The 21991-nt window shown below is 28.5% G+C and carries 20 protein-coding genes, 2 tRNA genes and 1 pseudogene; 10 read left to right on the forward strand and 13 right to left on the reverse strand.

What is annotated here, in order from left to right:
• Positions 1-43: 43 nt before the first annotated feature.
• The 3 genes from argF to VLM92_RS06930 form a co-directional block, all read right to left on the reverse strand.
• A complete protein-coding gene (gene argF, locus VLM92_RS06920) occupies positions 44-1039 on the reverse strand; it encodes an ornithine carbamoyltransferase (RefSeq protein ID WP_325275614.1) in 996 nt (331 codons plus the stop codon).
• Positions 1040-1199: 160 nt separating this feature from the next.
• Positions 1200-2423: an arginine deiminase gene (gene arcA / locus VLM92_RS06925; protein WP_325275615.1), complete on the reverse strand. Its 1224-nt coding sequence runs from the start codon at positions 2421-2423 to the stop codon at positions 1200-1202.
• 416 nt (positions 2424-2839) lie between these two features.
• Positions 2840-4030, reverse strand: a complete 1191-nt coding sequence (locus tag VLM92_RS06930) for a MerR family transcriptional regulator (RefSeq protein ID WP_325275616.1) — start codon at positions 4028-4030, stop codon at positions 2840-2842.
• A gap of 608 nt (positions 4031-4638) precedes the next feature.
• On the opposite strand from VLM92_RS06930, the gene VLM92_RS06935 reads away from it, so the two are divergent.
• Positions 4639-5847: a glycine C-acetyltransferase gene (locus VLM92_RS06935; protein WP_325275617.1), complete on the forward strand. Its 1209-nt coding sequence runs from the start codon at positions 4639-4641 to the stop codon at positions 5845-5847.
• Between the two features lie 39 nt (positions 5848-5886).
• Complete coding sequence (locus VLM92_RS06940; RefSeq protein WP_325275618.1) at positions 5887-6849, forward strand: L-threonine 3-dehydrogenase; 963 nt, start codon at positions 5887-5889, stop codon at positions 6847-6849.
• A gap of 109 nt (positions 6850-6958) precedes the next feature.
• Here the strand turns inward: VLM92_RS06940 and VLM92_RS06945 are convergent, their stop codons facing one another.
• Entirely contained in the window at positions 6959-7303 is a 345-nt protein-coding gene (locus VLM92_RS06945) for a zinc ribbon domain-containing protein YjdM (protein ID WP_325275619.1), read from the reverse strand.
• Positions 7304-7693: 390 nt separating this feature from the next.
• Complete coding sequence (locus VLM92_RS06950; RefSeq protein ID WP_325275620.1) at positions 7694-8509, reverse strand: MerR family transcriptional regulator; 816 nt, start codon at positions 8507-8509, stop codon at positions 7694-7696.
• Between the two features lie 365 nt (positions 8510-8874).
• On the opposite strand from VLM92_RS06950, the gene VLM92_RS06955 reads away from it, so the two are divergent.
• Both VLM92_RS06955 and VLM92_RS06960 read left to right on the forward strand, forming a co-directional pair.
• The gene (locus VLM92_RS06955; RefSeq protein ID WP_325275621.1) at positions 8875-9108 is read left to right on the forward strand and encodes a recombinase family protein; all 234 of its coding nucleotides are present in this window, start codon (positions 8875-8877) and stop codon (positions 9106-9108) included.
• A gap of 20 nt (positions 9109-9128) precedes the next feature.
• On the forward strand, positions 9129-9575 hold the full coding sequence (locus tag VLM92_RS06960) for a hypothetical protein (RefSeq protein ID WP_325275622.1): 447 nt from the start codon (positions 9129-9131) through the stop codon (positions 9573-9575).
• A gap of 186 nt (positions 9576-9761) precedes the next feature.
• On the opposite strand, the gene VLM92_RS06965 is transcribed toward VLM92_RS06960, so the two are convergent.
• Together VLM92_RS06965 and VLM92_RS06970 are read right to left on the reverse strand one after the other, a co-directional pair.
• Complete coding sequence (locus VLM92_RS06965; RefSeq protein ID WP_325275623.1) at positions 9762-11057, reverse strand: RidA family protein; 1296 nt, start codon at positions 11055-11057, stop codon at positions 9762-9764.
• Between the two features lie 107 nt (positions 11058-11164).
• Positions 11165-11554, reverse strand: a pseudogene (locus tag VLM92_RS06970) (Tn3 family transposase); the annotation flags it as partial.
• A 553-nt stretch (positions 11555-12107) separates the two neighbouring features.
• On the opposite strand from VLM92_RS06970, the gene VLM92_RS06975 reads away from it, so the two are divergent.
• The gene (locus VLM92_RS06975; RefSeq protein WP_325275624.1) at positions 12108-13847 is read left to right on the forward strand and encodes an ABC-F family ATP-binding cassette domain-containing protein; all 1740 of its coding nucleotides are present in this window, start codon (positions 12108-12110) and stop codon (positions 13845-13847) included.
• A 217-nt stretch (positions 13848-14064) separates the two neighbouring features.
• Here the strand turns inward: VLM92_RS06975 and VLM92_RS06980 are convergent, their stop codons facing one another.
• A complete protein-coding gene (locus VLM92_RS06980) occupies positions 14065-14754 on the reverse strand; it encodes a Crp/Fnr family transcriptional regulator (protein ID WP_325275625.1) in 690 nt (229 codons plus the stop codon).
• A gap of 89 nt (positions 14755-14843) precedes the next feature.
• On the opposite strand from VLM92_RS06980, the gene VLM92_RS06985 reads away from it, so the two are divergent.
• The 3 genes from VLM92_RS06985 to VLM92_RS06995 are packed head-to-tail and all read left to right on the forward strand — an operon-like array spanning position 14844 to position 16467.
• Positions 14844-15272 (forward strand): DMT family transporter, encoded by a 429-nt coding sequence (locus tag VLM92_RS06985; protein WP_325275626.1) that lies wholly within the window; start codon positions 14844-14846, stop codon positions 15270-15272.
• Between the two features lie 13 nt (positions 15273-15285).
• Positions 15286-15744 (forward strand): DMT family transporter, encoded by a 459-nt coding sequence (locus tag VLM92_RS06990; protein ID WP_331681708.1) that lies wholly within the window; start codon positions 15286-15288, stop codon positions 15742-15744.
• A gap of 30 nt (positions 15745-15774) precedes the next feature.
• Positions 15775-16467, forward strand: a complete 693-nt coding sequence (locus VLM92_RS06995; protein ID WP_325275628.1) for a YjjG family noncanonical pyrimidine nucleotidase — start codon at positions 15775-15777, stop codon at positions 16465-16467.
• Positions 16468-16549: 82 nt separating this feature from the next.
• On the opposite strand, the gene rlmH is transcribed toward VLM92_RS06995, so the two are convergent.
• The 3 genes from rlmH to VLM92_RS07010 form a co-directional block, all read right to left on the reverse strand.
• A complete protein-coding gene (rlmH, locus tag VLM92_RS07000; RefSeq protein WP_325275629.1) occupies positions 16550-17029 on the reverse strand; it encodes a 23S rRNA (pseudouridine(1915)-N(3))-methyltransferase RlmH in 480 nt (159 codons plus the stop codon).
• Between the two features lie 32 nt (positions 17030-17061).
• A complete protein-coding gene (locus VLM92_RS07005; RefSeq protein ID WP_325275630.1) occupies positions 17062-17856 on the reverse strand; it encodes an MBL fold metallo-hydrolase in 795 nt (264 codons plus the stop codon).
• Between the two features lie 87 nt (positions 17857-17943).
• Positions 17944-19413 carry a M1 family metallopeptidase gene (locus VLM92_RS07010; protein ID WP_325275631.1) on the reverse strand — a complete coding sequence of 490 codons (1470 nt, stop codon included), beginning with the start codon at positions 19411-19413 and terminating at the stop codon, positions 17944-17946.
• Between the two features lie 148 nt (positions 19414-19561).
• Between VLM92_RS07010 and VLM92_RS07015 the strand changes: the two genes are divergently transcribed.
• Entirely contained in the window at positions 19562-20623 is a 1062-nt protein-coding gene (locus tag VLM92_RS07015; protein ID WP_325275632.1) for a DnaD domain protein, read from the forward strand.
• An 8-nt stretch (positions 20624-20631) separates the two neighbouring features.
• Positions 20632-21624: an ATP-binding protein gene (locus VLM92_RS07020; protein WP_325275633.1), complete on the forward strand. Its 993-nt coding sequence runs from the start codon at positions 20632-20634 to the stop codon at positions 21622-21624.
• A gap of 147 nt (positions 21625-21771) precedes the next feature.
• Here the strand turns inward: VLM92_RS07020 and VLM92_RS07025 are convergent.
• Both VLM92_RS07025 and VLM92_RS07030 read right to left on the reverse strand, forming a co-directional pair.
• Positions 21772-21846: transfer RNA gene (locus VLM92_RS07025), tRNA-Thr, on the reverse strand.
• A 14-nt stretch (positions 21847-21860) separates the two neighbouring features.
• Positions 21861-21937 (reverse strand) — tRNA-Asp (locus VLM92_RS07030).
• Between the last annotated feature and the right edge of the window lie 54 nt (positions 21938-21991).

A 21991-nucleotide genomic window follows, 5' to 3' on the forward strand; every position in this document is an offset into this window, starting at 1 on the left:
CTTGAAAGTGGTAGTTTCCTTAACTTAACTTGTTTACTATAGATTATTGTCCTATAGTAGAAGCCATTATAGCTTTTATAGTATGCATTCTGTTTTCTGCTTCATCAAATACAACAGATTGCTTAGATTCAAATACTTCATCAGTAACTTCCATTTCAGTTATACCGAATTTTTCAGCCATTTCAGCTCCTGTTTTAGTTTTTGTATCATGGAACGCTGGTAAACAGTGCATGAATATAGCTTCTGGATGAGCGTTATCCATAACAGCTTTGTTAACTTGGAATGGCTTTAATTGAGCTATTCTAGCTTCCCAAACTTCTGCAGGTTCTCCCATAGATACCCAAACGTCAGTGTATATAACGTCAGCGTTCTTAGTTCCAGCCATAACATCTTCAGTTAGTGTTATAGTGCATCCGTTTTCTTTAGCTATTGCTTCACAAGTAGCTACTAATTCTGCATCTGGGAATAATTCTTTAGGAGCACAAGCTGTAAAGTTTAATCCCATCTTAGCACAAGCAACCATTAAAGAGTTACCCATGTTGTTTCTAGCATCTCCCATGTAAACAAAATTTACGCCTTTTAATCTTCCTAATTTTTCTTCTATAGTTAATAAGTCAGCTATCATTTGAGTTGGATGGAATTCATCAGTTAATCCGTTCCATACTGGTACTCCAGCATGAGCAGCTAATTCTTCAACTATTTCTTGAGAGAATCCTCTGTACTCTATACCATCGTACATTCTTCCTAAAACTCTAGCAGTATCTGCTATAGATTCTTTTTTACCCATTTGAGAACCAGTTGGCCCTAAGTAAGTAACACCCATTCCTAAATCCATTGCTCCAACTTCGAATGCACATCTAGTTCTAGTTGAATCTTTTTCGAATAATATAACAACGTTTTTACCTTCTAAAGTTCTATTTACCACACCAGCTCTTTTTAAATCCTTTAAGTTTTTAGATAAATCTAATAAATATCTTATTTCCGCACTTGAAAAATCTAATAATTTTAAAAATGAACGTCCTCTTAAATTAACTGCCATTGTAAAAATCCTCCTAATAAGTTATAATAAAATTTATATTTTAAAAATTTATTTTATTTGCTTCTTTAAAGACTCAAGTTTTGAACCTTTAAAGAAGTTTTTTTTATTTATATATATGTTTTTAAGCTATTTTTTAATTTTATTGAGTAATTATCAATTATTATACTTCTCTAACTAAAGGCATTGACATACATCTTGGGCCCCCACGTCCTCTTGATAACTCACTTGATGGTATTACGTGTATTTTTATACCATTTTGTTCTAATATTCTATTAGTTACATAGTTTCTAGAGTAAACAACTACTTCACCTGGTTTTATACATAATGTATTTGAACCATCATTCCATTGTTCTCTATCAGCTATAACTTTATCTCCACCACCACATTGGATTAATGTAACTTTTTCTACTCCAAGGTGTTTAGCCAATACTTCTTCTAATTGAGCATTAACTTCTTCTATCTTTAATTCACCTTCTACTTCTCCTTTAGTTACTTCGAATACTTGTAAAGGTCCTTGTATTCCTGGATGTATAGTGAACTTATCAACATCTATTTGAGTAAATACTGTATCTAAATGCATCATAGCTCTATTGTTTGGAATATTAAATGCTAATATTGTTTCTATATCTTTATTAGTACTCTTAAAGAATATTTGTTTAGCTATATGCTCTATTGCATCAGCTTGAGTTCTTTGAGATATACCTATTGCTAATGTTTTTTCATTTAAGATTAATATATCTCCACCTTCTATATGAGATTCAAAATCTCTATCGTAGAATCTTTCTACTTCACCTTTAAAGTCTTTGTGATATTTGAATATATAGTCAGCATATATTGTTTCTCTGTTTCTTGTTACAGAGTACATTTTGTTTAAACTTACTCCAGTTCCTATACTTGCAAATGGATCTCTTGTAAAGTATAAGTTTGGCATTGGATCAGCTACAAATGGATAATCATCTTCTGCTAAATCAGATAAGCTCTTTTTATTTAATTGTGGTAATTCATTTTTATTTATACCAGCCATAGTCTTTCTGATTAACTCTTCATTGTTTTCTATATTATTTAAGAATTCATAAACATTTTTATGTAATTCTGGACTTGTTATTCCAGCTTCTTCTATGAATTGACTTAAAAATTGCTCTCTTATTTCTTCATCAGCTATAACTTCAGCTGCTAATTCATGTAAGTAAACAACTTCTACCCCATTTTGTCTTAAAGTCTCTGCGAATGCATCATGCTCTTGTTGAGCTACTTCTAAGAATGGAATATCATCGAATAATAATCTTTCTAAATAGTCAGGTGTTAAATTTTCTATTTCTGCACCTGGTCTATGAAGTAGAACTTTTTTTAACGGTTTGATTTCACTTGTTACTTTAATTCCCATAACTATTCCCTCTCCATCTGTTGTAAAATTTTGTCTAATAAACTCGTTAACTTATTTCTTTTTATGTTAACTTATTGACAATTTCATTGTAATCCATTTTTTTACAAAAATCAATATATTTTTTAAAAATTTTTTATTTTATTGTCTGAAAAAAACGTTTTCTATGTTTTTAAATAAAAAAATGTTTAATTTTATTTTTTAATAAATAAATAAACATTTTAAATATTTATCATTAAAAATAACCTATTTTTGATTATTTTTTAACATTGAAACCGTTATCTTAAAAGCATAAAATACAACTTTTAAATATATTTCAAACACAAAATATAAATTTATTAAAAGCTTAATTAAAAATACCATTCTAAACATTGTTGGATTAAATTTAAACTAAAACTAAAAATCAATTCTTTTTTAATTTAAATTTTTATACTTTCAAATAGACCCTGACTATTTGTTATATGAATTTCTCCATTTTGTTGTATATTTTTATCAACATAAATTTCAAATTCTTTTTTCTTAGTATCTATTACTTCTAAAATATTTCCTGGTATAGAGTATATATATTCTAGTATACCTTTTGTATCATTAACTATTAACTTATCTTCATATAAATGTTTCTGTATATCAGAGAAATATTTTTTTAAAATGCTTTCGCCATTATCTAATCCAAATTTACTTGAGAGTCTTTCTTCAGAAATTTTTATATTATTATTAAATCCTAGCATAAGTTCTTCTAATTCTTTCATATGATGATTATCAATAGTTGAACAATAGAAATGTCCTCCTATTTTTAATACTCTCTTAATTTCAGAAAGAACTTTATTTAAATCTTTCATATAAAATAATACGTGATTCGCTATGAAAATATCAAAGCTTTCACCTTCAAAAGGAATGTTATTTGGGTCTGCTATCTGAAAATTGAACCTTTTATCATATCCATCAAGATTAACTTGTGCATCATTAATCATATCTTGGCAGATATCTGTTAAGGTTACTTCTATGCTGTCATTTAAATACTCTATATTTTTAGCCCATAAAGCTCCATTCCCACATCCTATTTCTAAAACTTTATAATTTTTCTTTAACTTTAGATTGCTGAATGTCCAGTTGTACCAACCATGTTTATTAGAACTAAATCTATCTTGCAGTTTAACAATCGCATTTAAATTTGATGAGTCTACATATTGTTGTAATAATACTTTTTCATTTTCTAGTATTTTTATTATGTCTATAGTCTTATTCCAGTCTAAGTTTTCATCATTTTGAATGCTAACTTCTGCTGTTTCTATGGCATTTAACACTGTTTTCATATGATTTATTTTATTTTTAATGATATTTTTTTGTAATCTTAAAGAATTAACCATATCATCTTTTTCAAAACTATATAATTCAGTGTTCATAACTTCGTCTAATGATAGACCTAAGTATTTTAAAGCTAATATTTTCTTTAGCTTTATAAAATCTTCATTTGAGTATAACCGATGTCCTGAGCTATTATGATGAGAGGGTTTAAGTATACCTTTAGTATCATAGTATCTAATGGTTCTTATTGTTACCCCAGCCATTTTAGCAAATTCACCTGTAGTATATAAACGTTCTTCTTTCATTATATCTCCCCCAAAGCTATTGCCTAATATCATTTTATAAGGTTACGTTACGTAATGGTCAATAGATATTTTTTAATTTTTTTAAATTTTTAAAAAACAATATATAAATCATGAAAAATTATATTTCGACTTTGTTTTATTAAGTTTTTTTCTAGATTTTTATTATTTTTTAATCTCTTTTGTTGATTTTTATTTTCTCAAGTTTTTCTTAAATTTTACATATATATTTAATTTTCATAAATTTTCTCTTATTTATATATTAAGTTTAATTTTATAGTTTAAATTTCAAATGACTATTTTTTTTAACTTTTAATTTTATTCCCTTTATGTAATTAAAATATATATTTTAATTATACCATTAATACTAGTTATAAAACAAAAGATACTACTAAACTTTCTAATGAATTTAGTAGTATCTTTTGTCATCGTAATCTTTCCTTTTCATTACCCTAATTATTAAATTCCGAATTATTTATTAGCTTAAAACATACATATATATAATAATGATACTATTTTAAATATGTTTAATCTATAAAAATAGTTATTATTTACAGTATTCTATAAAAAAACTTTATATATAAAAGTTTTTTAATTAAAGGAGGGTTTAAATGAGTATTGATATTGCTACTAAAAATAAATCTTTATCTAAATTTTTATCACAAAATCTAACAGAGCTTAAATCAAAAGGTCTTTATAATAAAATAGATTCACTTCAAAGCTCTAATGGTCCAATAATAACAATAAATAACAAGAATTTAATAAATTTATCTTCTAATAATTATCTTGGACTTGCTACAAATGATAGATTAAAAAAGGCTGAAATTAATGCAGTAAATAAATATGGTGTTGGTGCTGGTGCTGTAAGAACTATCAATGGAACGCTTGAAGTTCATGATATACTTGAAAATACTATAGCTAAGTTCAAAGGAACTGAGTCTGCTATTGCTTTTCAGTCAGGTTTTAACTGTAATATGGGTGCTATATCTGCGATTATGGATAAAAATGATGCTATATTATCAGATGAATTAAACCATGCCTCAATAATAGATGGATGCAGGTTATCTGGAGCTAAAGTTATAAGATACAAGCATTCAGATATGAATGATTTAAGAGAAAAGGCTAAGGTTGCTCAAGAAAGTGGTCAATATAATAAAATAATGGTTATAACTGATGGCGTATTCTCAATGGATGGAGATATTGCAAAATTACCTGAGATAGTTAAAATAGCAGAAGAATTTGATTTAATTACATATGTTGATGATGCTCATGGTTCTGGTGTTACTGGAAAAGGTGCTGGAACATGCAAACATTTTGGACTATCTCATAAAATAGATTTTCAAATAGGTACTTTATCTAAAGCTATAGGTGTTGTTGGCGGATATGTTGCTGGCTCAAAAGACCTTATTGATTGGTTAAAAGTAAGAGGTAGACCGTTCTTATTCTCAACATCTTTAACTCCTGGAGCTGCAGCTGCTTGTACAGAATCTATAAACCTTCTTATAGAAAGTGATTTTTTAGTTAATAAGGTATGGGAAAATGGAAATTATTTGAAAAATGGTTTAAAATCTTTAGGCTTTAACATAGGTAATAGCGAAACACCTATAACACCTTGCATAATAGGAGATGAAACTAAAACTCAATTATTTAGTAAGAGGCTTTTAGAAGAAGGGGTTTATGCTAAGTCTATCGTCTTTCCTACAGTACCAAAGGGAACAGGAAGAGTTAGAAATATGCCAACTGCTGCTCATACAAAGGATATGTTAGATAATGCTTTAGCTATATATGAAAAAGTAGGTAAAGAGTTAGGAATAATATAAAGCTTTATTTTCAAATTAATTTACAGGGGGTAAAATTTGATGAAAAAAGTACTTATTACAGGAGCACTAGGACAAATAGGGTCTGAGTTAACTTCAAAACTTAGAAATGAATATGGAATTAATAATGTTATAGCTACGGATATACGTTATATTGAAAATAGTGAAGTTGCAAAAGATGGTATTTTTGAAACACTAGATGTTATGGACATTGACTCTATGGCGTTAATTGCAAAAAAATATAATGTAGATACTATAATTCACTTAGCTTCACTACTTTCTGCAGTAGGTGAACAAAACCCACAATTTGCTTGGAAACTTAATATGGGTGGATTAACTAATGTTTTAGAGGTTTGTAAAGAGCTTAACTGTAAATTATTCACTCCTAGCTCTATAGCTGCTTTTGGTGCTAGTTCTCCTAAAGACTTAACTCCACAAGATACTATTCAAAGACCTAGTACTATGTACGGAGTAACTAAAGTAGCAGGAGAGTTATTATGTGACTATTATTTTAATAAATACGGAGTAGATACTAGGGGTGTGAGATTTCCTGGCTTAATATCATATGTAACACCTCCTGGAGGCGGTACTACAGATTATGCGGTTGATATATATTATGAAGCATTAAAGAATAAAAAATATGATTCATTTATAGCTAAAGGAACAAAAATGGATATGATGTATATGCCAGATGCTCTTGCCGCTATAGTTGATCTAATTGAAGCTGATGGTTCTAAATTAATTCATAGAAATGCATTCAATATAACTGCTATGAATTTTGATCCTGAAGAAATCTCTGCTGAAATCAAAAAACATATACCTGATTTTGAATTTGGATACAATGTGGACCCTGTACGTCAAGCTATAGCTGAATCTTGGCCTAATTCATTAGATGCATCATGTGCTGTAAATGAATGGGGATTTAAATTTGAGTATGATTTGGCTAAGATGACTAAAGATATGTTAGAAAAACTTAAATCAAAAGGTATAGGCATTAATAATTAATTGTCCAAAAATAAAAATATGATACCTAAGTCTATAGGTATCATATTTTTTAATTGACTTAAAATCTTAATTTAATATATAAATATGTTTATCTATTTTAAAACCACATTTATGCTTTTTTAACAACACTAGATTTTAACTTCATCGCTCCGAAACCATCTATTTTACACTCAATGTCATGTCCATCAGCTGCATCAGGAACTAAACGTATACTTTTTACTTTTGTTCCTATCTTTATAGATGATGAACTTCCTTTTACTTTAAGGTCTTTTATTACTGTTACAGCATCTCCATCGTTTAATACATTTCCATTTGCATCTTTTATAACATTTGAATCTTCATCGTTTCCTGATTCTAAAGACCATTCATAAGAACATTCTGGGCAAACAAGAAGACTTCCATCTTCGTAAGTATATTCTGAATTACATTTAGGACAATTTGGTAAATTTTCCATAATTTTATTTCCTCCGTTCATTATTATTAATTAATATATAAAAATTATTTTAAATTCCCTTTTTACAACTTTGCAATAACAATAATTGTAAACTCAAAATTCGTAAAAATAGGAAGTTTTTATAGGATTATATAATATCATATTCTTCCTATATTGACAAACTTTGCTCAAATTAGCATATGTATTTTATATCTTCTATTATAACCAAAAAACTAACCCTTTATTGTTACTCATAAACATTTCAAAGGTTAGTCTATATATTTTTATTATTTATTGTAAAAAATCCACTACTTGTAATACTATTCACTGTATTAAATGTATGTGTAGCTTTCAATTTTGATATCAATCTCAACAACTGGATAACTTTGATACCCAACACCATTTCTATCACTATAATTTCTTAATGGGTATTTGTATCTCAGAAATGTACTCATGTTCTAAATCTGAGAAGTCATAATCTACAATGTTCTTTTCGATGGAATCTCCTACTATTTGATATCCGTTGTCTTCAATCCATTGTATAAGTAGTTTGTAATGTTTTCCCATATCTCTATAAGGCCCTAGAAAAGCAATGCATGCATAATCATTTTCAGGGATTATCTTCACCTGTTTGCATGGTTGAGAGTCTAATGTTATAACTTCAATAAAATATCTAAACTTATTTAGAATTCCACTCTCCATATTTTCTTTTGACAATGAAGTATACACTTGGCCCTCAATAAGCCAAGAGCTATTTTTTAAGTATTTTTTATTTTTCTTAAAGTTCTCTATAATTTCAAAGTCGTTCTCAATATAATTCATGTCCAGAAAAACACCGATTCGCTCTGAAATTCTTTTTACTTTTACCTGGTCTAGCTCACCGTTTATGCTTTCCAGCAGCCCAAGCTTAGCATTAATTTTCTTCTTTAGGTTCATCAGTGTAATGATTTTAGCATCAATTTCCTCTTCCTTCTTCCTAAGCAAGCTCAATAAATTACTTCTATTTTTATTATTCATATACGTCTTGATTTCCTCTAGGGAAATATCAAGATTCTTAAGAAAAAGGATTCTACTTAACTTGAAGAAGCTTCTGATACTGTAATACCTGTATTTACTTTGCATATTATGCTCAGGTTTTAATAGGTCAATTCTATCATAGTGTCTTAGTGTATCTGTACTTACATGAAAAAGCTTTGCCATATCTCCTATTATGAATTTATCCTTCATAAGTATATTCACACATTCCTTCCATTAAAATCTTCAAATCAGCTAAAATAATTATACTCTACTAGACTTTTTGTATCAATAACTTATAAATATATTCCCTCCATCCTACCTAGATACAATACTTAGAATTATTAAATTAATTGAAAATTTCGTGTTGACCTTTGAGTAACGCCAAGCTCTGTAGGGCTTACTAGCACATTTGCGAAAAAAGTCACCAAAGTTTGCTTGATCAAAAAAGTCGAAAAAAACGCAGATACTAAAATATCACCAAAGACAGTAATTGCAAGAACTTCAAAATTAAGTGGCCGATTTTTACACGTATCTCGTTGTCCCTAGGAAGAGATACACTATTATATAAAATACATTTGGAGGAAAACATTAAGAAAAGAGCAGTAGGCTATTGTAGGATATCTACAATAATGCAAGTAGATAATACATCATTAAAGAACCAAGAAGATAAAATCAAAATGTATTCTAAGCTTCACGATATCGTGATAGATAAAATGTTCATAGATAAAGCAGTATCAGGTAAATCAACTGATAGACCTAAATATAAAAAAAGAATCTATCCTATTAAATTAATACATTCATTGGCATAACTTATATTGAGCAAACTTTGGTGCGATTTTGCAGAAAAAACGTAGGTTGGCCTAGAGTGTTAAGACCGGGAGGCAAACTGATTATCGTAGCCATGAGTTTCATAGGTGCATCATTATTTTATTTAGATGGTATCCAGGAGGAAAAAAACTTATTTGGAATTGAAGCAACTAAATGGTTATTTGATACAGAGGTTCAAGATGAAGAACATTATCCTGTCCCAAGTAAGCACTATGTGCATATGATGAGGAGTTCTGAAATGGATACCCTCTTTTCAAATTTTTCAGTAAAAGTTGTAGAAAAAAGTTCAGCAGATTTGTTCTCTCAATCAAGAAATGATGCATTAGAAAATGCAAGACAAGATAAAGAGTTTTGGGAACTTATTGTAAAGCAAGAGATTGAATTTACAAAACTACAAGGAACTCTTGACTGCAGAATGAATATCATTTATGTAGTAGAGAAATCCTAATAAATTACTTCTTTAACAGCCACTAATAAGCATAACATGTAGTTAAATTGGTTCGCTATCTTCTTATATTGTTCAATAACTAAAGCCACATGCTGGATATTGATTCCAGTATGTGGCCTATTTTTATATGTATGTCGGCATCAACAAGTAACTTTGATAGTTCCTGTATTTACAAACAAATGCCTGTTATGCTTTTGGAGGTGTTCCTTCAGCGTTTGATACAACTGCATCGATTTGTATTAAAGCATCTTTAGGTAAAGCTGATACTCCAACTGTTCTTCGTGCAGGAACACCGCCTGGGAAGAATGTTGAGTAAACTTCGTCTACAGCATCAATATCTGCGATATTTTTAAGGAAAATGTTTACCTTAACCACATCGTCCATAACGTGATCGATGCTTTCTACAATTGCCTTTAGATTTTTTAAGCATTGTCCAGCTTGTTTTTTCACATCACCGGCTACAATTTCATTAGTTTTTGCATCTAAAGGTAATTGAGCTGAAATATGATTGTAATGAGAAAAAGCTACAGTTTGTGTAGATAGAGGACATATTGGTGCATTTTCTGTATTGTTTGCATTTATGATGATTCCATGTCTGTCTTCAACAGCTTGTGGAGGTGTACCATCTCCGTGTGATACAACTGCTTCAATTTGAACTAAAGCATGCATAGGTAAATCTGAAGCTGCAACTATTGTACGTGCAGGAACATAAGCTACTGCCCTAGCGATAGCCGAGTCTGGGAAAAATGTTGTATAAACTTCATTTACAGCTTCAATATCCGATATATTTTTAAGGAAGATATTAATTTTGACAATGTCGTCAAAAGGAACATCGATACTTTCTAAAATTGCCTTTATATTTTTTAAGCATTGTCCAGCTTGCTCTTTTACACCACCAGTTACCAATTTACCAGATTTCGGATCAATAGGTAATTGTGCTGAAATATTATTGTAATGAGAGAAAGCTACAGTTTGCGTAGATAGAGTACTTGTTGGCGCATTTGCTGTGTTATTTGTAAGCTTTATTAGGTCGCCTGCTTGTGGTGCGTTTGGAATTGTACCTTCACCGTTTGAAACAAGTGCTTCAACTTGTACTAAAGCATCCATAGGTAAAGCTGCAACTGCAACTATCGTACGTGTAGGAACATAGCTTGTGAAGAATGTTTTATAAACTTCGTCTACAGCGTCAATATCTTTTATATTCTTAACGAATACAGTGATTCTAACAACATCGCTCATAGCATGGTCGATGCTATCTACAATTGCCTTGATATTTTTAAAGCACTGTTCAGCCTGCTCTTTTATACCACCAGCTACTAATTCACCAGATTTTGGATCGATAGGTAATTGAGCTGAAAGATTATTGTAATGAGAGAAAGCTACAGTTTGTGAATATAGAGAACTTTTTGGTGCATTTTCCGTATTTCTTGCTAATACTGCGTTTTCCGTATTTCTTGTTAATACTGCGTTACATCCATTCATGATAGTATTCCCCTTTTGTAATATTTATTGATAGAATCATTAAAATTCATCTAAGTAAATAATAAACCTTGGACTAGCTCCAATGTCAATAGGTATTATTATTATTATTATTCTGAAGTACGGAGGAGACCGAGATACGTGTAAAAACCAGCCACATCTTCTGTACACACATTAATATGACTGGTCAAATAAAGACTTAAATTCTTAATATCCTGTTTCGAAATCTCAATACCCTCATCTTTCAGATATTTGATAGCATTTCCCATATCAATTGTATTTTGAAGTATCACAGCATTAACAAGCAATTCATTATATTTAATAACTTTAGTTTGGTCATCTAGATTATTTTCACGTATAACCCCTTCTCCACCAAAGAAAAACCACTTAGAAAAAGCATTATAAGATTCTGTTTTATTAGTACTTTCGGTTATCTTTTCTCTTAGTTCAAGGTCTGATATAAAATCAAGTAAATACATTGTTCTAATAACATTACCTAACTCCCGAAATGCTTAGAATAACTTATTTTTCTTGCTATAGTTATTTAATTCTCTAGGCCTACCTAGCATATTTTCGAAAAAGTGACCAAAGTTTATTTAAAACAAGTAATACCAATGTATACATAAAAATTCATTCGTGTATGTAAAGGTGTTTTTGATTTATAACTTTGGCACTTGGCTCTCTATTACAACTGCCATCACTTATGGTACGGTTCTCCGTACCTTGCTCTACGGAGCGTAATTTCTTTATTTCATAATTACTTATCTAGACATGTCAATGTCTTGGATTTGCTACGAAAAAATCCAATTTTAAATAATTGAAATTAGCCTTAAAAAGTGTTATGCTATCAAAAGAAATCAAAAAAATGTCGTTACTATATATACTATCAATTACAAAATTGAGATTGATTATATATTAAAGAGCTTATTTTTATAGGCTCTTTTTACATCTTATGCAGCAACAGACCTTTAGGTCGTTGGCGACGTGAAGCGATTCGCCGACACGTCGCTCAAGCAAAGCGAATTTTTTTAAATGATAAAGAGAGGTAATTATATGATAAAAATTGACAACTTGTCCTACTCATTTCCGCAAAGAGATCTATATAATAAGGTTTCATTTACATTAGAAGATGGTCAACATTGTGCTTTTATAGGAGCAAGTGGTAGCGGAAAAAGTACACTTATAGATATAATAATGTATCCAGAAAGATATATATTTGATGGTAAGTTAGAAATGAATCCAAATTTAAGAATTGGGTATGTAAGTCAGTTCTCACAACTAGACAAAATAAAAGAAACTACAGTTTTCGAATATATAGCTGATCAATTTATCAAGCTACAAGATGAAATAGCATCTATTTGCAGTGAAATGGAAACATCTTCTGATATTGATGTTTTACTAGAAAAGTACCAAGAAGCTTTAGATGCATTTGATGCAATTGATGGTGATGATTATGAAAGCAACATTAATAAGAAACTAAATCTTGCAAATTTAACTAAGCATAAAGATAGAATGATCTCTGAACTTAGTGGTGGAGAATTTAAACTTATTCAAGTTATTAAGGAAATGCTTAATAACCCAGATTTAATGATTATGGATGAGCCAGATGTGTTCTTAGATTTTGAAAACCTTAACGCTCTTAAAAATTTAATTAATTCTCATAAGAAAACAATTTTAGTTATTACACACAACAGATATTTATTAAATCATTGTTTTAATAAAATTATCCATCTTGAGAATACAGAGCTACAAGAATTTGATGGCAGATATACCGATTACAACTTCTCTCTTCTTCAAACTAAAATCGAGTTACAAGAAATGGCTATTGCTGATGAAGAAGAAATTGCGAGAAATGAAGCTTTAATCGAAATATTAAGAGAGAAAGCAACCTATAATGCTGAAGCTTCTAGAGGTAGAGCTCTAAAAGCTAGAGTTAAAATCCAAGAAAGATTAGAAGCCAAAAGAATTAAAGCACCATTTGTAGATATTAAACAACCGTATATCAATTTAGATACAAATAATGAAATTGAAGAAACTATTGCTTTAAAGGCTTGTGATTTTGGTATATCATTTGATGAAGTTCTTTTAGAAAATGTTAACTTCGAGATAAAATCTACTGATAAAGTAGCTATTGTTGGTACAAACGGTGTAGGAAAAACTACTTTATTAAAAGAAATATTTAAAAATAATAATAACTCTATTGAAATAAGTGAAAACATTAAGCTAGCTTACTTATCTCAAATGCAAAGTGAAGTAGTAAATGAGTCTAATACAATACTTCAAGAGTTCTATGATGTTGGATTTGAGACTTATGGTGAAATTAGAAGATATGTTGGAAGATATGGTTTTGATTCAGATATACTTACACAAAAAATTGAATCTTTATCTGGTGGAGAAAAAAATATACTTCAATTGGCGAAGGTTTCTGCTAGTAAAGCAAATATGTTACTAATGGATGAGCCTACAAGCCACTTAGATATTTATTCTCAAATGGCTCTAGAAAAAGCCATAGCAGATTACAAAAGTGCTATTTTAATGATTTCTCATGATTATCATTTTATAGTTAACTGTGCGGATTATGTTTTACTTATTGAAGATAAGACAATTAGAAAAATGAGCATGCGTAAATTTAGAAAGATGATTTATGCTAATCATTTTGACAAAGACTATCTGCAAATTGAAGAAAAGAAAAAATTAGTTGAAATGGAAATAGCTTCTGCTTTAAAGGGTACTGATTTTGAACGTGCAAAAACTTTATCTAAAAAGTTAGAAGAGTTAATTAAATCACTTTAAATAAATAACCCCCTTAGAATTGACAGATTTGTCAATTTTAAGGGGTTCTTTTGTAAAGAAAAATAAGTACCTTTCGAATAGGTACTTATTTTTATCTCATAAATTAAAATCTATAGCTCACTAAATTATACAAGTCCTAGCTCAGTTATTTATGATACGGTTCTCCGTTACACCTCTAACGGAGGTCGTTTTATATAAAATTTTTTTAAATTATATTCTAAAGTGGTTTTACATAAATATTCTTAGATAATTCTCTAAGTTTGTTTATATCTAATATATATATTTTTTTATCACCACATTTTATAATTGATTTTGATTCCATTTCTTTAAGAGTTCTATTCAAATGTCTATATGTTGTACCTAAAAATTGGGCAATGTCTAAATATGATGAATTCAAAATTATATAATTTTTGTCTGTAAGATGTTCAACTAAATAACTAGCTACTCTATTGATAAGTGGATATACAAAATTATATGAGCTATTATTAATAGTTCCATAAAGTTTTTCACTCAAAGAATCTACCAAATGGTGTAAAAGTTTTACATTATCAAAATGCTTTTCTCTAAGTATAGTAGAAGGTATTGCTATCAAAAAAGTATCTTCTACTGCATCAATATTACAAAGTATAGGTATACCTTTTAAAAGTTCTAAATCTCCTATTGTATTAAAATCTTTATAAAACTTTAAAGTCATTGACTTTCCATTCTCAAAAGGATAATAAATTTTAATTTTTCCATCAACAAGTAAATAATAATACTCGAGAATTTCCCCTGACTCTAATATATACTCTTCGCCTTCATAGAAATGCAGTTGTGCATATTTTAATATTTCATCATCAAATATACTTTCTATATTGTGCTTTTTAATATAGTGGATCAAAAGCTTACTGTCAAAAACTCTTTTCATAACTCCTCCTAACATGACCAATGTCATGTTCTGACTTTTATAAATATATTATTTTATTTATAGAAGTTTGTAAAGAGGGGTGTATAAATTTGAATACATACAAGAACTTAGCTGTTTTAAATGGTGTTCTTATCGCTATAATGATATTTTTTAATGGTGTTATATCAGAAAAGATAGGTTTATATCTTAGTACATTAATTTATCATATCTTAGGATTTCTATTAACTTTACTAGTATCAGTAGTAAGAAAAAATAAACTTCCTAAACTCAGTAAAATACCTGTTATTTTTTTTATACCAGGTATACTAAGTGTTTTAGTTATATTCTTAAATAACCTGTCTTCATCCAAAATAGGGATAACACTTACCGCAGGTATTGGTCTATTTGGACAACTTGTAATATCTACGTTAATAGACCATTTTGGATTATTTGGTGTTCAGGTTAACAAAATAAGAAAAGAAAAAATATTAAGCTTTTCACTAATCATAACAGGTTTAATTTTTATGATTTTATTATAAGGAGATGCATATAATGTATATATTTTTTTCATTTTTGACAGGAGTATTAATTGTTATAAGTATGATATTAAATGGAGAATTATCTAAGCGAATAGGTATTATAAATAGTGTGGTTTTAAACTATTTAACTGCTACATTAGCTTCTATTATTTTTTGCTTTATTATGTTAAAATTTGCATCAAATACTCCCACTATAACTAACACTTCTTTAGTTTATTTTCTAGGTGGAGTTATAGGTGTTTTAACTACTTATATATTCAATGTAATAGTTCATAAAATACCAACAGTATATACAGTTATACTTCGCTTTATAGGTCAAATGCTTACAAGTGCAATTATAGACTATTTATACTTCAATATTTTTTCTATAGGGAAGGTAGTAGGATGTGTACTATTTTTAATAGGTATTATACTTAATTCAAAATCTGATGAAAACTATAAACAAAAACAACTTAAATTACTTAATAATTAAATTATTTATATAAAATTTGGAGGACATATTATGAAATATGAAGTTATATTATTTGATGCAGATGAAACATTATATGATTTTAAAAAATCTGAAAGAGAAGCATTTAAAAACACAATGCTTAAGTTTAACATAAAATATGATGAACGTTATCATTTAAAAATTTATCAAGAAATAAATACGATTCTATGGAAAGAATTTGAACAAGGACTTATTACACAAGAAAAATTAAAGATAGAAAGATTTAAAAGATTATCAGATAGATTAGAAGTAAGTTTTGATGAAACTAACTTTGCAAAATTATATATGGAGTATTTAGCCGATGCATCATTTTTATATGATAATAGTATCGAGCTTATAGAAACTCTAAACAAGTCTTACAGACTTGCTATAGTAACTAATGGTCTTACCTTAGTTCAAGATAAAAGAATCAGAAAATCTATTATAGCAAAATTTTTTGAGACTATAGTAATATCTGAAGAAATATTAATATCAAAACCAAATCCTGAGATTTTTGAACATACTTTAAAAAATATAAATTTTTTTGATAAAAACAAAGTTTTAATAGTAGGGGATAGTTTAAGTTCTGATATACAAGGTGGGATAAACTTTGGTATAGATACCTGTTGGTATAACCCTAACAAGATTATAAATGAAACTTCAATAAAACCTACCTATGAGATTTCTAATTTTGATGAGCTTAAGTCTTTGCTACTTAATTCATAAAATTATTTATAAATAATAGTAAAAAGGTATAGAATTAAATCTAATTCTATACCTTTTTAAATATTTGATAAACCGTGCTCCGTTACTTATGGTACGGTTCATTATTATTTATTCTAAATGCTCTATAAACTTGCTCTAACAATATCAATTTCATTAATTGATGAGGGAAAGTCATCTTAGAAAAAGATAACTTGTAATCCGCTCTACTTAACACCTCATCAGAAAGCCCTAGCGATCCACCTATAATAAAAGTTATATGACTATTACCTCTAACAGCAAGTTTACTGATAGTTTCCGCTAATTCCTCAGAAGATAAATTTTTACCATCTATTGCAAGAGCTATAACATAACTGTTACGCTTTATCTTACTAAGAATCTTCTTACCTTCCTTATCCTTTACTATTAACATATCCTTTGGACTTAAATTCTCGGGACACTTTTCATCGTCTAACTCTATCAAGTCTAATTTACAATACTTAGATAATCTCTTTGAAAATTCTTCTATTCCTAACTTTAAATATTTTTCTTTTAACTTACCTACACTAATAACTGTTATGTTCATATTTTGTCTCCTTAATCCGTTGCATTGTAATGTTATCTTACATTATAAACATCCGATACTTCATCTCTTGATAAAACATCTAACTTAACATCTTGTCCTACTATTATATTATTTTGAGTTAGTATCCCCTTAGATGTTTCATATGCTAACTCTGGAAAATTATTTTCTTTACTTAAATGCGCTAACAAAATTCTTTCCGTTCCTTCTTTTATAAGCTCAATACAAAAATTAGCTGCATCTTCATTAGATAAATGCCCTTCTTCTGACATTACCCTTTTCTTTAGAGAATATGGATAAGATCCCATCATAAGCATGTTAGGATCATAGTTAGATTCTAATACAACTAACTTAGATTTATATAAATGCCTTTTTATATTATCTGTTATAGTCCCTATATCTGTTGCTATAGACATTTTTTCATTACCTGTATAAAGATTATATCCTACTGCATCTGAAGCGTCATGAGATATTGAAAAAGGTCTTATTACTATATCACCTAATGAATATGTCTTATCATTTTCAAACACCTTCATATTATTATCTTTAATATCACCTAATTTATCTTTCATCGCACACCATGTTTTTATATTTGCAAATATAGGTATATCAAATTTCCTAGATATTATTCCTGCACCTTTTATATGGTCTGAATGTTCATGTGTTATAAATATTCCTTTTACCTTATCTATATCTACTTCTATATCACTAAGTCCTGTTGTTATTCTCTTACCACTAAGACCTGCATCAACTAGTATAGATGTATCCTTATATCCTATATAATGACAGTTCCCACTACTTCCGCTTCCTATTGAACAATATTTTAGCATTCGGTCACCTCGTTTTCTCATAGTCATAAGATATATTATACCAAAAAACTAGAGCATTAAATAAAAATTTAATACTCTAGTTAAAATTTACTTGTATTCTCTTATTATTCTATCTATATCTATACCTTTACTATTCCATAATTCCACAAACTTTACTCCATTTACATTCTCATACATATATGTACTATAGTATTTTTTTAATGTATCAAAAAATACTTTATCTCCAACTTTTTTTCTTACTTCATTAAAAGCTAACGCCCCTTTAGTATATACATTCAAACTATAATCTGTAGAGTTTCTATACTTAGTTGTTGGCTTAAATATATTTTCACTAGCATGATTCTTAGTTTGAATTTCCATAGTTTTAATTAGTTTTTCTCCAACTTCTTTTCCGTATTTTTTCTCAAAATACAATACTGTAGAATATTCAGTAAGCGCTTCATCTAGCCATGGTTCACTTATTTCATCATTTCCTACTACTGAATACCACCATTGATGAGCAGTCTCATGTGCTATTACATACTCAAGTAAAAATTTATTCTTCTCCGTATATAAACTTTGATCTATCATAACTAGTGTAGGATATTCCATACCTCCTATATAAAAATCACTAGCCATAACAGAATATGTTTCGTATGGATATTGACCAAATAATTCACTAAAAATTGCAATAGAATCCTTTGCCATCTTAGTAGCATCACTTGAAATTTTTTTATTTAAATTATATGTATTAATTGATATACCTTTATAAAAATCTTTATTTATATCAAATTTAGTACTCAATATGAAAGCAAAATCCCTAACTTTTTTTGCTTCTATTTTATAAAGTGTCTTCTTATTATCTGATGTTTCATTAACTATGTTTCCTGTGCAACCCATCTTATATTTTTTTGGAATTAACATATTTACATAAAAATCACTAGTTTCACTATAAAAAGGATCTCCTACTGTTTCATAACCTTTTAAATTCCATCCTCTATCATCATGTACACATGCTATAGGGAACCAGTTAGTTACGTTTATAGTATTATCTCCATAGCCAAATCTTCCTTCTGAATTAGGTATTTTAACATTATATTTCATGTCTATTGATATTTTATCTCCTGGATTTAATTGTTTACCTAATTTTATTTCGAGCAAGTCATTTTTATCACCTTTTATCTCGTATTCTAATTTCTTATCATTATTTAAAATATTTTTTAAATCTATGTATCCTTCATTAAATCCATTCGGATATGCTTGTTTCATTTCTGATTTCTCAAAAGGAGCAAATTCTTTTTTAGAAAATGCATTAGGATATATATGGAAATATAGTTTGTCTAAAGTAATTTTTGTATTATTTATATATTCTATATTTTGATTACACATTAAACGCTTACTTTCATCATCAAAAACCACATCCATAGTATATCTATTTATACTCTTTTTGTCATTAGGCTTTAATGTTTCTACACTACTTTCGTTTTTTAGTAGATATCCTCCCCCTCCTATCAATAGAATAAATACAACTACTATTGATAATCTTTTTCTTATTTTTTTGTTGAAGTTTATTACCAAATTATCTCCTCCTATTTAATATGAATAATTTAAGATTTTTTTTACAAGATAAATTTATAATGCTTTTTTATGATATAATTCATTTTGATAATTGTAGGTTGCAATTAAATATACGTATTTATGATATAATTTAAAATGAGGTGATAAAATGTTTTTCAAAGAAGTTAATGAGGCTGACTTAGGCGAAACTGCTATTGCAAATATCTTTATAGATATATTTATGCCAATGGCGGACGGGTTATACGTGAAAGTTTATCTTTTAGGTTATAAAAATGCTTGTGATCCTAGCTGTAGCCCTAAATTTAATAATAATTCTATCGCAAAAAATTTAAATATCCCTCTTTCTGATGTAATATCTGCTTGGAAATTTTGGGAAAATAAGAACATCATTAAAATTCATAAAAATGATGGATCGGATGATTTTGACTATTCTGTAGAATTTTTAGATTTAAAGAAATTATATATGGAAAACATAATAGTTAATACTAAATCTATTAAATCAAATACTAGTAGCATTGTTTCTGTTGCAGAGAATCCTAGTATTAGAAAAATGTTTAACTCTATAAATCAAATTGTTGGAAGACATCTTGATCCAGGTGAAAAAATTAGTATCCTAGATATAATGAATAAATATAATATGAACCCAGATATGATACTGTGTGCTTATGAACATGTTAGGGATAAAACTGGTTCTTCTAAACCAGTAAAGTATATAGAAGGAATAATTAGAAATTGGTACGATGCTAATTTATATACACCTCAAGATGTTGAAGAAAGTTTTGCTGTTCGAAGTGAACGATATATGTTGTATAAAACTATTTTTAATGAATTAGGATTTTCTAGACAACCATCTAGGTCTGAAAAACAACTTATTGATGAATGGTTTGATAAATTTGATATGGATATTGAGCTTATACTTAAAGCTTGTTCTAAATCTAAAAATATTTCAAATCCATCTGTATCTTATATAAATGGCATTATAAAAAGTTGGAACAATAAAAATATAAAGAACCTAGAAGATTTGAAAAAAGATGAAGAAACTCAAAAAAATAAAGTAAATATTAACAACAAAGTATCTACCAATGCCGCTAATAATAATGATACTTACAAAAGAACTAAATTCCATAATTTTAATGAAACATTTACTCAATATACACCTGAAGAATTAGATGAAATTATTGAAAAAAGTCAGAGAGAGAAATTTAAGTAGGTGATTAAATGAACGATAATAAAATACGAAATATACTTTTAAAATATGAACAAAAAAGAGATCAAGATGAACTTGATTTAGAAAATCGAAAAAAGGAAATCTATACAAAAATACCTGAAATAGAACAAATTGAAGATGAAATATCTAAAATTGGCTTGAAATTAGCTAAAGCAGTTCTATTAGATCCTAATTCTAGAGAAAAAATAGTCAGTGAATCAAAAGAAAAAATGAACCAACTTAAACTAAGAAAAGATACGTTGCTAAATAATTACGGTGTTCCTTCAGATTACTTAGAAATAAAATATAGCTGTAATCACTGTAAAGATAAAGGATTTTTACCTAGTGGCGAAAAGTGTAGTTGCTTTAAACAAGAAATTATTAATGAAGCTTATAAAATGTCTAATTTAGATAGAATTTTAAGTAACGAGAATTTTGCTAATTTTAATTTTGATATATTTTCTCCTGTGACTTCTGATAATTCTAAAATATCTCCACGAGAAAATATGCTTGATATATTTTCTATATGTGAAAAATTTGTATTAGAATTTGAAGAGGATAATGGTGATAATTTATTATTTTATGGATCTACTGGTCTTGGCAAAACTTATATGTGTAACTGTATCGCTAAAGATCTATTAGATAGGGGATATGTAGTTATATATCAGACTTCTTTTAGAATTTTAGAAATTTTAGAAGACTATAAGTTTAGAAGAGATCCCAATAATAAATTAGCTGATGAAAATTATAAAAATTTATTTGATTGTGATTTACTTATAATAGATGATCTTGGAACTGAACTTAATAATTCATTTACTAGCGGAGAAATTTTTAATATTGTTAACACTAGACTTGTTTCTGGGAAAAAAATCATTATATCCACAAATTTAACACCTTCGCAACTTGGTAAAGTTTATACACAAAGAACTTTATCTAGAATATTAGATAAATTTAGAATAACAAAGTTTATAGGTAATGATTTAAGATGGGAAAGATATAAGTAGAAGAAAAATATTTTTAATATTTTCTTCTGCTTTATTTTTTATATTTTATTTAATTTATATTTTAATGAAACTTATATTTATTTATAAGCTAAATGAAATATGATTTCCTTACATATAAAAAACTCTTAGATAAACTAAGAGTTTGATTGGAGCTAGTGATAGGAATCGAACCTACAACCTGCTGATTACAAGTCAGCTGCTCTACCGTTGAGCCACACTAGCATGAAATATTTAATTGGCGACCTGGAAGGGACTCGAACCCTCGACCTCCAGCGTGACAGGCTGGCATTCTAACCAGCTGAACTACCAGGCCGCATAATGGTGGGACTAACAGGGCTCGAACCTGTGACCCCCTGCTTGTAAGGCA

Source organism: Romboutsia sp., assembly GCF_035470145.1.
In the GTDB taxonomy this organism is placed as follows: Bacteria; Bacillota; Clostridia; order Peptostreptococcales; family Peptostreptococcaceae; genus Romboutsia_D.

Coding starts and splice junctions, on each gene's coding strand:
- VLM92_RS07015 (WP_325275632.1), top strand. CDS start 19,562: ATGTTTTTCAAAGAAGTTAATGAGGCTGACTTAGGCGAAACTGCTATT.
- VLM92_RS06995 (WP_325275628.1), top strand. CDS start 15,775: ATGAAATATGAAGTTATATTATTTGATGCAGATGAAACATTATATGAT.
- VLM92_RS06965 (WP_325275623.1), bottom strand. CDS start 11,057: ATGAATGGATGTAACGCAGTATTAACAAGAAATACGGAAAACGCAGTA.
- VLM92_RS06930 (WP_325275616.1), bottom strand. CDS start 4,030: ATGAAAGAAGAACGTTTATATACTACAGGTGAATTTGCTAAAATGGCT.
- VLM92_RS06950 (WP_325275620.1), bottom strand. CDS start 8,509: ATGAAGGATAAATTCATAATAGGAGATATGGCAAAGCTTTTTCATGTA.
- arcA (WP_325275615.1), bottom strand. CDS start 2,423: ATGGGAATTAAAGTAACAAGTGAAATCAAACCGTTAAAAAAAGTTCTA.
- rlmH (WP_325275629.1), bottom strand. CDS start 17,029: ATGAACATAACAGTTATTAGTGTAGGTAAGTTAAAAGAAAAATATTTA.
- VLM92_RS06940 (WP_325275618.1), top strand. CDS start 5,887: ATGAAAAAAGTACTTATTACAGGAGCACTAGGACAAATAGGGTCTGAG.
- VLM92_RS07020 (WP_325275633.1), top strand. CDS start 20,632: ATGAACGATAATAAAATACGAAATATACTTTTAAAATATGAACAAAAA.
- VLM92_RS07005 (WP_325275630.1), bottom strand. CDS start 17,856: ATGCTAAAATATTGTTCAATAGGAAGCGGAAGTAGTGGGAACTGTCAT.
- VLM92_RS06975 (WP_325275624.1), top strand. CDS start 12,108: ATGATAAAAATTGACAACTTGTCCTACTCATTTCCGCAAAGAGATCTA.
- VLM92_RS06990 (WP_331681708.1), top strand. CDS start 15,286: ATGTATATATTTTTTTCATTTTTGACAGGAGTATTAATTGTTATAAGT.
- VLM92_RS06980 (WP_325275625.1), bottom strand. CDS start 14,754: ATGAAAAGAGTTTTTGACAGTAAGCTTTTGATCCACTATATTAAAAAG.
- VLM92_RS06935 (WP_325275617.1), top strand. CDS start 4,639: ATGAGTATTGATATTGCTACTAAAAATAAATCTTTATCTAAATTTTTA.
- argF (WP_325275614.1), bottom strand. CDS start 1,039: ATGGCAGTTAATTTAAGAGGACGTTCATTTTTAAAATTATTAGATTTT.
- VLM92_RS06945 (WP_325275619.1), bottom strand. CDS start 7,303: ATGGAAAATTTACCAAATTGTCCTAAATGTAATTCAGAATATACTTAC.